We start from the raw sequence: 12,226 nt of genomic DNA, 5'->3' as shown, positions 1-12,226 counted from the left end.
AGGGGTCAGGATTCGGCGATGACGGCTGCGAACGCGCCGAGCATCAGGTAGACGATGCCGCTGAAACGGTCCAGGACGCGGCGGCTTCGCGCGGTGTGGCGTAGCCGGCCGGCCAGCGTGCTGGACAGCAGTGCGTAGGTTCCGTCGCTGATCACGCCGAGTACGAGGAAGCCCGCGCAGAAGAACGCGACCTGCACCGCGACTGAGCCGTGGGACGGGTCGATGAACTGCGGCAGGAGCGCGGCGAAGAAGATCAGCGTCTTGGGGTTGAGGATGCTGACCACCACCGCCTGACGGAATATGCGCGCCAGGGACACCGTCGGTGGCTCGCTGTCCGCCTCACCCTGCTTTCTCAGGGACCACAACTTCTGGACACCCAACCAGATCAGATAGGCGGCGCCGAGATACCTGATGATGTGGAAGGCGGTCGACGAGGCGGTCAGCAGCGCGGACAACCCCAACGCGGTGGCGAGCATGTAGGGAATCGTGCCCACGTGCATACCGAGGACGGAGATCAAACCGGCCGCGCGGCCCTGGGCAACGCTTCTGGTCACGATGTAGAGCACCGACGGGCCGGGGATGAGGAACAGCGTCGCGGTCACCGCGAGGAACAGGAGAATGGTCGAGGTGCTCGGCACGCGGTGCGCTCCCTCAACGCCAGTTGATCGGCCGGTCCGGCCAGGCCGGCCGGAACGACAACTCGACGGCCCACATGTCGTCCGGCACCATCTTGGCGAGCCGGGTGCCGTACACCGACGGGTCGGGGCGCAGCTGGAACCTCGGATCCCAGTCGTCCTCGTACGGGCCCGCGTACCGGCTCAGGATGCGCCGGCCGCGCTCGACGTCGAAGTCGACCACGTAGGCCTTGCCGTGCGCGATGACCTGCCGGGTCTCCCCGGTGTCCAGGTCGCAGGTGTCGATCACCAGCTCGAAGTTGGGATCGGCGCGGAGTCGCTCGTCCAAAATGGACCATGCACCGGTGAGCTTCCAGAAGCACTCCTCCTCCCAGACGTACCAGAACGGGCGGATCACGGGCCCGGCGAGCGCGATCCGGCCGACCAGCGGCCGGGCCAGGAACTTCGCCACGTCGAACGGGGCCCCGACGAGCGGCCCGAAGGTGCCGTCGCGCCGTGTGAAGTGGAACCGTCTGGCCTTGATGTCTTGACGCTGCTTGAGTTCCTCGACGGCCTCGGCGAACTCCGCCGCCGGTGCGGCGCGGGACTCAGGCATGCGCCGGCACCTCCTCCGCGGTCGCCTCGTAGACGCACCGGAAGCCGACCTCGTTGTGCCGGTCGGTCAACAGGTCCTTGCCGCGATAGAACGTCGTGAGGCACACCGGCGGCGAGGTCCAGGTACCGCCGCGCAGCACGTGGAACGCCTCCGGCCGGTTCATGAACTCCGGGCCGCGCCTGCCCTTGAAGAACGGGGCCATGTCCTTGCGAGTGAAGAAGTTGCTGCGCGTGAGCTCCCAGACGTTGCCGGCCATGTTCCGCGCACCGTACGGGCTGGCCCCGGCCGGCAACGCGTCCGCGGCCAGGACGGGATTCCGTGGCCACTCCAGCGTGGTGCGCACCAGCAACTCCTCGAGCTCGCTCAGGTCGCGCAACTCCTCGCGGTCGTAGGCGGACAGCACCGACTGCGCCTTGTCCCGGTCCCACTCGTTGCCCCACGGATAGGTCCGGCCGTCCGTCCCGCGGGCCGCCTTTTCCCACTCGTCCTCGGACGGCAGCCGCCCGCCGGCCCACCGGGCGAAGGCCCACGCGTCGTACCAGTCGACGCCGACGACCGGGAACGACGGGTCGTTGAACCGGGGATCCCGCCAGTGCGTCGGGGTGTAGTCCTTGCCCGGCGGCTCGTCCGGATGCGCGAACTCGGTGCTCCCCATGGCGTCGGCGAGGAACTCGGCGTACCGGGCATTGGTCACCGTGGTCCGGTCGATGTGGAACGCGGGCAGCTCGACGACCCGCAGCGGGTTGTCCGAACTGTCCATTTGAAATGGTCCGACCTCATGGACGTTGGCGCCGGCGATGAACGGGCCGGCCGGCACCAGGACGGCGTCCCGCAGATCACGGGGCCGGCGAGCAGCCGCGACCGCGGCGTGCTTGTCCGCGAAATGCCGATCCTCCAGTTTCCTGAGCTCGTCCGGGTCACGGGAGCCGAAATAGTTCCACAATGCCCGTTTTGCGAATGCCGCGCCGCAGCCAACCGGTTTCCGGGAGTAGCCCGGTTTGCTGAAGTTGCTCGGCCAGCCGGAAATTCTGATCATATGTTCGACCGCCTCCGGCAGCCGGTGCTCCCCGGCCGCGCGAATGGCGGTGAACGCCACCCAGTCCACGTCGTCGTGCGTCGCCGAACAGATCGCCGCCCGCGCCGCCGCGGACCCGGTGAACCGGTCGGCGAGCGTCTGCACCGCGATCCGCCGCACGTTCCAGTCCGCGTGCCCGACCGCCAGCTCGCACAGTTCCTCGACCAGCTCGTCCGACTCGGTGCGCTGGCCGAAAGCCTTCTCAAGGGCACGCAACCGATCCACGTACCCCCGGTCGTCAAGAACCGCCAGGGCCGACGGTTCCAGCAGGTCATCGAACACATGAACTCCCGTATAATCGCCGGCAAGGGCGCCGGGTGGCGATCCGACCGCCACCCGGCCCTGTCTTGCGTTACCTACCTCTGGACCATCACCACTTGGTGGCGGCCTCACCCGCCGAGCGGGACTCGATGAACTCCTCGTTGGTCATGGCTATCCTCCCTTCTACCTCCGTACTTGGTGGCCGCGGATTCGCGGCGCGCGGCGTACCGGCAAGGCTGAATCTGGGACTGAACAGCAGTGAGACACTGTCAACAATGGACATCTCAATGGATTAACAAGGCCCCAGAACAAGTCCCCCATCGGGTCAAGCAACATCAGAACGCGGCCAACACTATCTATGCTTCAGGCGAGACACAAGGGCCCATGTGGGGGATGATCGACAGTTCCCCGTCGTGACTGACCGACCAACAATGGGCATCATGTTACGCCGATCGGGTGATCAGATAATTGATAATAGCTGCCCACGCGCAGGGCCATCCAACCATTCCTGATGGCGTAGGTGTTGTGGTGGCTCGGCGGCATTACCTAGGTGTGAATCCACCGGTGAATGCTCGTCCGGGTCGGTGCGCTGCTCCGGAAAGTGCCCTTCCGACCTGCGGTGCTGAGGGCTGCTGAAGCTCCCCTGTCGCGTGGGTCGGCAGGCACTTTCGGTGAGGTTGTTTCCTAGGTGATCGCGGGCGACGGTGCGGTTCGATAATGCGGTGTGGCCGAAACCGGCCACGTGCCCACGATTTCCTAATCGCCCCACTTGGCCGGCACGGTAGGTGTCGGTCTGTCTGGCTGGGGCGGTGCAGCACACTGGTGTCGTGGACCTTTCCGTCGATCTACCCGAGCTGCCGGTGCGGGCGGTGTTGGGTGAGGTCCTGGCCGCGCTTGCCGAGCCCGGTGCCGCGGTGTTGGTCGCGGCGCCGGGCGCGGGCAAGACGACGGTGGTTCCGCTGGCCATGGCGGCCGGTATGTCCGGTCGGATCGTGGTCGCCGAGCCACGCCGGCTGGCCGCCAGGGCCGCCGCGGCCCGGATGGCCGAACTGCTGGGCGAGCCGGTGGGTGCCACCGTGGGCTACGCGGTGCGCGGCGATCGGCGGGTCTCCAAGGCCACCCGGATCGAGGTGGTCACCTCCGGGCTGTTGGTCCGCCGGTTGCAATCCGATCCGGAACTGTCCGGCACGGACGCGGTGCTGCTCGACGAGTGCCACGAACGGCATCTGGACGCCGACCTGTTGCTGACCCTGCTGCTGGACGTGCGTGCGGGACTGCGCCCGGACCTGCGCCTGCTGGCCACATCGGCGACCGTGGCCACCGACCGGCTCGCCGCGTTGCTCGGCGAAGCCACCCCGGTGTTGCGCGCCGACGTGCGGGCCTACCCGGTCGAGGTGACCTACACACCGCCGGCCCGAACCGAACGCATCGAGGGCTGCGTGGCCCGCACCGTCCACAGAGCACTGTCCGAAACGGACGGTGATGTGCTGGTCTTCCTGCCCGGTGTCGCGGAGATCCACCGGGTCACGGCGCTACTCGGCGGCCTGACCGTGCTGCCGCTGCACGGACGGCTGCCGGCCGCGCGGCAGGACGCGGCACTGCGGCCGGGCGCCGGGCCTCGGGTGGTGCTGGCCACCGCGGTCGCCGAGTCCAGCCTGACCGTCCCGGGGGTCCGCGCGGTCGTGGACGCCGGCCTCGCCCGGGTGGCCCGGATGGACCACCGCCGGGGCCTGACCGGGCTGATCACCACCAGGGTGTCGGCGGCCGTCGCCGAGCAGCGCGCCGGGCGCGCCGGCCGGCAGGCACCGGGCCGGGTCTACCGGTGCTGGCCCGAGCACGAGCACGCCACCCTGCCCCGGTATCCGGAACCGGAGATCAGGACCACCGACCTGACCAGGCTCGCACTGGAACTGGCCTGCTGGGGCACACCCGACGGCGCGAGCCTGGCCTGGTGGGACCCGCCACCTGCCGGCCCACTGGCCGCCGGCCGGGAGGTGCTCACCGCGCTTGGCGCCCTGGACCCCGCCGGCAAGATCACCGAACGCGGCCGGCGCATCGCCGGGGTCGGCCTGCACCCGCGGCTGGCCAGAGCCCTGCTCGACGGCGCGGACGCGATCGGCGCCCGGCCCGCGGCCGAAGTGGTGGCCCTGCTCGACGACGACACCCTGGCCACCGGCACCGATCTCGAGGCCGCGGTGCGACGGTTGCGGGCCGACGACCACAGCGACGCCGCCCGCCGCTGGCGACGCGAGGTGCGCAGACTCTCCGCACTGGTCGCCGACCGACCCGGCACCGAACGGCCCGACCCGGCCCTGGTCGTGGCGTTGGCCCACCCGGAACGCCTCGCCCGGCGGCGCGCCACCGGATCACGCGTGTACCTGATGGCCGGCGGCACCGCGGCCGAAACCGACGCCAGCACCGACGCCGAGTGGCTCGCGGTGGCCAGCGTCGACCGCGATCCCGCCCGCGTCCACGGCAAAATCCGGCTGGCCGCCCGGGCCGACCGGCAACTGGCGCAGCGGGCCGCCCCCGCCCTGCTCTCCACCGCCGACGAAGTGCTGTGGGCCGACGGCGACATCCTCGCCCGCAGGGTCGACCGACTCGGCGCCATCGTGCTGCACGAACGACAACTGACCCAACCCGACCGCGCCGACCTGCACCGCGCGCTCCTCGCCGGACTCCGCCGGGAAGGCCTGGGCCTGCTGCGTTGGACCACCAGCGCGACCCGTCTGCGGCAACGGCTGGCGTTCCTGCACCGAACCCTCGGCCCACCATGGCCACCGGTCGACGACCAGACCCTGCTGGAAACCCTGGACACCTGGCTCGGACCCGACCTGGCCACCGCACGCCGCCGCGCCGACCTGCAACGCATCGCCACCCACGACGCGATCTCCCGGCTGCGGCCCTGGCCGGCCGCCACCCGACTCGACGAACTGGCCCCCGACCGGCTCACCGTGCCCTCCGGCGCACACCTCCGCATCGACTACTCGACCAACCCACCCATCCTGCCGATCAAGGTGCAGGAAGCCTTCGGCTGGACCAACACCCCCACCATCGCCGACGGCCAGGTTCCCCTCCTGCTGCACCTGCTCTCCCCCGCCGGCCGACCCGTCGCCGTCACCAGCGACCTCGAATCCTTCTGGCAAAACGGATACCCACAGGTACGCACCGAACTACGCGGCCGCTACCCCAAACACCCCTGGCCCATCGACCCAACCACCCCGGCGAATAAGCAGTGACCACCGGAAACCTCCGCGACGCGGCCTGCTCGCAGCGCGTTCGGCGAACACGACCACGGTTTCCGAGTCGAGGGCGACACGCCGAATCAGGGAGTTGGCCGAATTCGAGGCGACCCTTCGGCCGGGTCTCCAGAATGACGGCCTGCAAACCGGCCAGGTGTACGATCGTCGGGTCGAGGACCGCCTCAGCAGCCAGCTGAATACCTCGCAGCCCCGGCAGGTCCCGAAGAAAGTCAATCGGAAACGGGCCGCCCTCACCATACGGCTCGTAGATTACCGGATATCCGGATGCCCGGGCGGTGTGGGCCGCGTAGGGTCGTTGCCTTGTGGGGAGGTTGGTCACGCTCGCGTTGGTGGATTCCCGAGGCGGGCCAAGGGGAGTGCTTTCGCCGTATGCGGTGGAGTTGCCGTGGTGGCAGGAGGTCTGGGACGTGGTGGCCGGCGCCCGCCAGGTCCACGGCATCGATGTGGTCGTTCTGCGGCTGCTGAAAGCCGACCGGTCGCGGCCGCCCGGGGGCGCGGTGACCTACCTCGCCGAGTACGACGGGCGGCTGCCGGCGGGTTGCTCACGCACGGTCGCGGACGGAACCGGTTGGACGGCACCGGATCCGCTGCGCATGCCGTGGGCGAGTCCAGGTGGTCCGGCGGCCGGTCTGGCGTGGGCGCACCGGATGCTCGGTGGGATCGGCGCGGCGGATCAGCAACGGACCTGGAACCTGTCGTCGATCTGGCGGCTCGAGGGCGCGTGGCTCAAGGAGGTGCCGCCGTTCTTCGGCCACGAACCGGCCGTGCTCACGTGGTTGAACACCCGAATGCCGGGCGTGGCCCCGCGGCTGCTCGGTGCCGACGGCGCGCGGATGCTGCTCGAGGACGTCCCCGGGACCGATCGGTACGACGCCGGACTCGACGAGACCGTGGCCATGCTCGACGACCTGCTCCCGGTACAGGTCGCGGCGGCCGGCCACCTCACCGAACTGCTCGCGATGGGCGTACCGGACCGCCGCGCCGAACCGTTCACCCACGCCGCACGGACGGTCGTCGAGCACTGGACACCCGAGCTGAGGCCGGATCTGCGGGCGTCACTGGCCCGGTTGGTCGACCGGATGCCCACCCGGTTCGCCGCCCTTGCCGCATGTGGAATACCGAACACGTTGGTGCACGGCGACTTCCACCGCGGCAACGTGCGCTCCGACGGTGGCACCCGGGCGATCCTGGACTGGGGTGACAGCACCATCGGCCACCCCGCCGCCGACGTGCTCACCCTGGCCAACCGAGCGCCACCCGAGTACCGGCAGGTGCTGCTCGACCACTGGTGCGCACACTGGCGATCGGAGCTGCCGGCAAGCCGGCCCGAAGAAGCTCTCGAACTGATGCGACCACTGGACGCACTGCGCGGCGCGATCATCTACCACGGCTTCCTCACCGCTATCGAACGCTCCGAACATCCCTACCACGCGGCCGATCCGCTGCGCTGCCTGCACGAGGCCTGCGACCCTCGGTGAGGGCGAAGACCTCATCGAAAACATTTGAACCAATTGGCGGGCATCCAGTTCATCCCGGTCGGACCGGCCGTATTCAAATGGTCACTTGCCGTTAATGGACTAACCTTGAAAGAATCTTGAATCTCACCTTGAGGCCGTCCTCACCTCTGTGGTTTACTCACGGTGACGGATCGGGCGGCACAGGGGGGATCAGACGATCACCGCCGAATTCCGGGCTCTGGGGCCTGTTGAGTTGTGGGTCAGTGGCGAGCGGGTGGACCTCGGCCCGGTGAAACAGCGGAGCGTTTTGGCGGTGCTCATGCTGTCCGTCGGCCAACCCGTATCGGTGGAAACGCTCGTCGACCGCGTCTGGGGTGCGGCACCTCCCGACCAGGCCAGAAACACGCTCTACAGTTACATGGCCCGGCTGCGCGCGGTACTGCGGCGTCAGCTGCCGGGCGTCGACCGCGGGGTTCCACTCCGGCGCATCACCGGCGGATATGTTCTCGACGTCCCGGCCACCACGATCGATTGCCAACGGTTCCGGCACCTGGTTGAGCAGGCACGCGACCGCCAGGCGGCCGACCAGCAGCGGCGATCGCTGCTGCGGGAGGCGCTTCACCAATGGCGGGGCAGACCGTTGGACGGAATCGTCGGGGAATGGGCGGACGGCGCCCGGCATCAGCTCGAGCAGTACCGCATCAATGCTGCCGTGGAATGGTCCGATCTGGAACTGAAAATGGGTGAGCATGGCCTGGTGATCGACCAGCTCAATATGCTGGTGTCCGAATATCCGTTCGCCGAGTCGCTCGTCGGGCAACTCATGCGCGCGCTGCACGCGGTCGGGCGCAGCGCCGAAGCCCTGGAGTGCTACGCCGCGACTCGCCGCCGGATCGTGCGCGAACTGGGCGCCGAACCCGGATCCGGGCTCCGCACCGTTCATCAGGAGATCCTGCGGGCGACCTCGGCTGTTCCGCGGCCGCCCGCACACCGACAGCGCGACGAACCGCTGTGGCGCGGACTGCGACCACACCTCACCCGCCTGATCGGGCGCGAGGACGAGCGCGCCGGGCTGATCCGCCTTCTGGAGCGGAACAGGCTGGTCACCGTGACGGGCGTGGGCGGCTGCGGCAAGACCGCGATCGCGCTGGACGTCGCCCATACCGTGGCGCGGCGACGCCGCATGTCCGGCGTCGCCGTGCCGCTCGCGACGGCCCCGTCGGTGCGGCAGGCCGTGCACACGCTGCGCGCGCTGCTCGGTGGGGCGGACGACGGCCGGGACCCGTTCGTCACGGTCGAACGAATCCTGGGCGGCGGCCCGAGCCTGCTGGTACTCGACAACTGCGAGCACCTCGCGGCCGAGGTCGGCGAGCTCGTGCTGCGACTTCTCGGCAACTGCCCGGATCTCGTCATCCTGACCACGTCCCGGCAGCCGTTGAGCGTGTCGGGCGAGGCCATGTTCACCCTCGAGCCGCTGGCCGTACCGGCACGGGACCGGGCCGCGGACCTGTCCAACCCTGCCGTGGCGATGTTCGTCGAACGGGTCCGGAACTCGGCCCCGTCGGTCACCGTCACCGACCGGGACCTCCAGTACATCGCGGAGATCTGCCGCCGGCTCGACGGACTGCCGCTGGCGCTGGAACTGGTGGCCGCGCGGGCCAGGACCTTCGCCTTCGATGATCTGGTCTACCGGCTGGGCCACAACATGACCCTGCTCTTCCGTACCAGCGCGAGAAATGACTCGCGCCACCGCACGTTGGACGCGACGCTCGACTGGTCGTTCCAGCTGTTGACCGAACCGCAGCGCCGGCTCTTCGCGCGCCTGTCGGTGTTCGTGGACGGGTTCGGAGCACCGGACTCCGAGGTGGTCTGCGGGTTCGCACCACTGGATGGCGACCGGACGGCGGCGACCCTCGCCGCCCTGGTCGACCGCTCGCTGGTGCAACCGTTTGACCAGGACGGTTCGCGGCGGTACCGCCTGCTCGAAGTGATCAGGAACTTCGCGGCAAGGCACCTGACGGACTTCGGCGAGCACGCGCTCACCGCGGCCCGTCACCTTGATCACTGGCTGGCCCGGGCGAACCGGGTCGATCGGCTGCCCCGCTACCACCACCGGGTCGCGGGCCTGCGCGCGATGGAGCCGGACGCGGCGAACCTGCGGCAATGCCTGGAATTCGGCTTCCAGAATGGCCGCGCTCTCGACGCGGCCGAGATCGTCGCCCGGATCTTCGAGTTCTGGCTGCTGCACCCCGGCTACCTCGCCGAGGGCCGCGGCCTGCTCGACCGCGCCCTGTCGGTACCGGGCATCGAGGAGCGGTCCGAGGTGCACGCCCTGCTCCGGTTCCACCGGGCGCTGCTCGTCAAGTTCACCGAGGACGAGCTGCGCGGGCTGCGCCTCATGCAGGAGACGATCGGTGACCTGAGAACCCTTCGGCCCCGGGAGTTCCTGGAGGGAAGGGCCGGGATCCTCAACGCGAAACAGGCTCTGCTCGACCCGTCGGTCCTGTCCGACATCGAGTCGACCGCGGCCGTGGCGCGCCGGTCGGCGGAGGACGACGACGTGCTCACCGTGACCAACGCGGCCGGCATCGCGCTGGCCACGTGGGGCCGGTACGAGCAGGCACTGGCGTTGAGCCTCGACTATGACGGCCGGGGAGTCGACATCGCCCCTCGTCACTGGCCGCGATGTTGACCGTGCGGATCGAGGCGGCGCTCGGCCTCGGTGACCTTGCCGATGCGGCGCGTCTGGTCGACCGCCTCCTCGAACTGCTCGGCGATGTGGCGCACGCCGCCGAGCAGGACAGCCCCCGTCGCGTGATCGCCTTGTTCTACCTCGCCAGCGGGCAGGTGGACACCGCATGCCGCTTCCTCGAGCAGGCGTGGGCGGAGCTGCGGGCCACGTATCCGCCGCTGGCTTCGCGCCTGGTGTATCTGCAGATCCTGCTCGCGGAGGCACAACGGCGCAGTGGCCGGCCGGCGGCGGCCCGGCGGACCCTGTGCGGCGGTTTCACGGCAGCCACCGGCCGTTCCCAGTTCAAGCTCACGTTCACCGGCGTCCTGGAAGCCGCCCTGATCGCCGCCGATCTCGGTGACGAGGCGGCCAGCCAGGAGCTGGCGCTGCGCTGGGACACCCTTCGCCGTGAACTCGGCCTGCCGGTTCCGATCGGCTTCGCCGACGCCGCCGCGCGAACCCTCGGCCTGGACCCGGCGCCACCACCCGGCCCGGCGGCCGGGTGGAACCCCGATGCGCTCTACGCCTGTACCGCGAGTGCCCGGGTCTGGTGCGAGAGGACACAGCCCGAGCCGCACCGGCTCGGCCAACTCGCCCACTAGCGACCTGGCACGTTTCGCGCGTCACCACAGTGGCCCGTCGGATTCGTTCAAGGTTTTTGCACCGCCCCGCCACCAGGCTGTGCCACGGCTGGGCCAGGAACCCGGACCGAGCCGGGGGGAAGCAGATCCTGTGGTCGCGGCCATCCACGAAGGGGGTTTTCAGTGAAACTCGCTCCTGTCCTGTTTGGACGGAACCGGCGGGCGCCCGGTATCGCGGCGATCGTCGCGGCCGTCGTCGGGTCGCTCGTGCTCGCCGGCCCGATCGCGGCGACCGCGGACGACACCGGCGCCACGGCCGGCCAACCGTCGGCCGATGCCGGTGCGGACCCGAGGATCTCGAGACCGGACCCGGCGAAATCGGGCGCGCAGCCGCCGACGGTGGCCGGCGCCAACTGCAGCAACGGCTTCCATTGCCTGTTCTTCTTCGACGTGTTCTCGTCGAAGAAGCAGTACTTCGACTCCGTCGACCACTTCCGAAATGACACGTTCGGCGGCGGCGACGGGTTCGGCGCCGGCCAACCCGTCAACAACAACGCGTGGGCGGCCAGCAACTCCTCCACCGGCAACCGCGAAAGCCACTACTACGACGGGGAGTTCCACTCGGGTTTCCTGTTCTGCGTGAACCCGGGTGCGACCGTCAATTCCCTGCCGAGCAATCTGCGGGAGAGGGCCAGTTCCCTGCGCTTGAGGCCGAGGACTTCGGTCGTATGCCTCAGCAACTGAACCACGACCGTGCCCGTTCCGGCGGCTCGCCGCCGGGACGGCACGTCCGCGCGATCGCGGCCACGCTCGCCGCCGGGCTCACCGCGCTGCTGCTGTCCGGCTCGGCGCCGCACGTCGCCACCGGGCAGGCCGACACCCGCGTCGTCCCGCCCATGTACCGCATGATGTACGTGCCCGACGACCAGGACCGACGGATCTCCGAGGCACGGGAGGTGCTCGTCACCAACTGCATGGCCGCACACGGCCTGAGCTACGCCACCCACGTCGAGGACATCACCGAGGCCGAGGCACTTGCCGCGCTGCAGCCGTTCGGGCTGGAGTCGCTCGACGACCTCACGACCGAGCCGGCGCCGGCCGAGCCCGTCCACAGCGAGGAGTACGCCCGCGTGCTGTTCGGCGATCCCGACCAGCGCATGGTCGCGCGCGGCGAACGGTTGGAGATATCGTCGCCGGGCACCGGCTGCCTGGCCGACGCGGAGTACCGCCTGCTCGGCGACCAGCGACAACGGGCGTCGGAGTTGCGGCTGCGACTCTACGACGGCGAACGCGACGCCAGGGAACGACTCGACCGGGATCCGGCCTTCCTCGCCGCCACCCAGCGCTGGCGGACGTGTGTGAACCGGTTCGGGATCGACGCCGCGAACCCGGGCGACCTGCTGGACAAGCTGCCGGATGACGTCGTTGCGGCCACCGACCCGGCGCTGCGCGCGGACCTGCGGTGCAAACGGGAAACCGGATACCTCGACACGGCCTACGCCCGCTTGGCCGAACTCCAGGACGATTGGCTGACCGCGCACGCGGACCTGACCGGCGAATGGCTGGCACTCAGGCAGCGCCAGGACCACGTGGCCCGCCAGGTGCTCGGACCCCGTTGACCGAACCGG

General features: G+C 69.6%; 9 protein-coding genes. 6 read left to right on the top strand and 3 right to left on the bottom strand.

Features of this window, described 5'->3' with window-relative positions:
* Nucleotides 1-5 precede the first annotated feature (5 nt).
* The 3 genes from VFV67_RS20040 to VFV67_RS20030 are packed head-to-tail and all read right to left on the bottom strand — an operon-like array spanning nucleotide 6 to nucleotide 2,587.
* Complete coding sequence (locus tag VFV67_RS20040; protein WP_326472064.1) at nucleotides 6-638, bottom strand: LysE family translocator; 633 nt, start codon at nucleotides 636-638, stop codon at nucleotides 6-8.
* A gap of 13 nt (nucleotides 639-651) precedes the next feature.
* Nucleotides 652-1,230: a pyridoxamine 5'-phosphate oxidase family protein gene (locus VFV67_RS20035; RefSeq protein ID WP_326472063.1), complete on the bottom strand. Its 579-nt coding sequence runs from the start codon at nucleotides 1,228-1,230 to the stop codon at nucleotides 652-654.
* Nucleotides 1,223-2,587, bottom strand: a complete 1,365-nt coding sequence (locus tag VFV67_RS20030) for an SUMF1/EgtB/PvdO family nonheme iron enzyme (protein WP_326472062.1) — start codon at nucleotides 2,585-2,587, stop codon at nucleotides 1,223-1,225. The genes VFV67_RS20035 and VFV67_RS20030 overlap by 8 nt, the downstream gene beginning before the upstream one ends.
* 806 nt (nucleotides 2,588-3,393) lie before the next feature.
* On the opposite strand from VFV67_RS20030, the gene hrpB reads away from it, so the two are divergent.
* The 6 genes from hrpB to VFV67_RS20000 all read left to right on the top strand — a co-directional run bounded on the left by hrpB (nucleotide 3,394) and on the right by VFV67_RS20000 (nucleotide 12,217).
* Nucleotides 3,394-5,805, top strand: a complete 2,412-nt coding sequence (hrpB, locus tag VFV67_RS20025; protein ID WP_326472060.1) for an ATP-dependent helicase HrpB — start codon at nucleotides 3,394-3,396, stop codon at nucleotides 5,803-5,805.
* Nucleotides 5,806-6,158: 353 nt separating this feature from the next.
* The gene (locus VFV67_RS20020) at nucleotides 6,159-7,307 is read left to right on the top strand and encodes an aminoglycoside phosphotransferase family protein (protein ID WP_326472058.1); all 1,149 of its coding nucleotides are present in this window, start codon (nucleotides 6,159-6,161) and stop codon (nucleotides 7,305-7,307) included.
* Nucleotides 7,308-7,605: 298 nt separating this feature from the next.
* On the top strand, nucleotides 7,606-9,978 hold the full coding sequence (locus tag VFV67_RS20015; RefSeq protein WP_326472118.1) for a BTAD domain-containing putative transcriptional regulator: 2,373 nt from the start codon (nucleotides 7,606-7,608) through the stop codon (nucleotides 9,976-9,978).
* Nucleotides 9,972-10,619, top strand: a complete 648-nt coding sequence (locus VFV67_RS20010; protein WP_326472057.1) for a hypothetical protein — start codon at nucleotides 9,972-9,974, stop codon at nucleotides 10,617-10,619. The genes VFV67_RS20015 and VFV67_RS20010 overlap by 7 nt, the downstream gene beginning before the upstream one ends.
* Before the next feature lie 162 nt (nucleotides 10,620-10,781).
* Nucleotides 10,782-11,342 carry a hypothetical protein gene (locus VFV67_RS20005; protein ID WP_326472056.1) on the top strand — a complete coding sequence of 187 codons (561 nt, stop codon included), beginning with the start codon at nucleotides 10,782-10,784 and terminating at the stop codon, nucleotides 11,340-11,342.
* Nucleotides 11,327-12,217, top strand: a complete 891-nt coding sequence (locus VFV67_RS20000; RefSeq protein WP_326472055.1) for a hypothetical protein — start codon at nucleotides 11,327-11,329, stop codon at nucleotides 12,215-12,217. Before VFV67_RS20005 ends, VFV67_RS20000 begins: the two co-directional genes overlap by 16 nt.
* Nucleotides 12,218-12,226: the final 9 nt, after the last annotated feature.

It is taken from the genome of Actinophytocola sp., assembly GCF_035762905.1.
Lineage (GTDB): Bacteria > Actinomycetota > Actinomycetes > Mycobacteriales > Pseudonocardiaceae > DASYTH01.
Note: the sequence above shows the minus strand (reverse complement) of the source record. Positions and strands in the feature narration are given on the sequence as shown.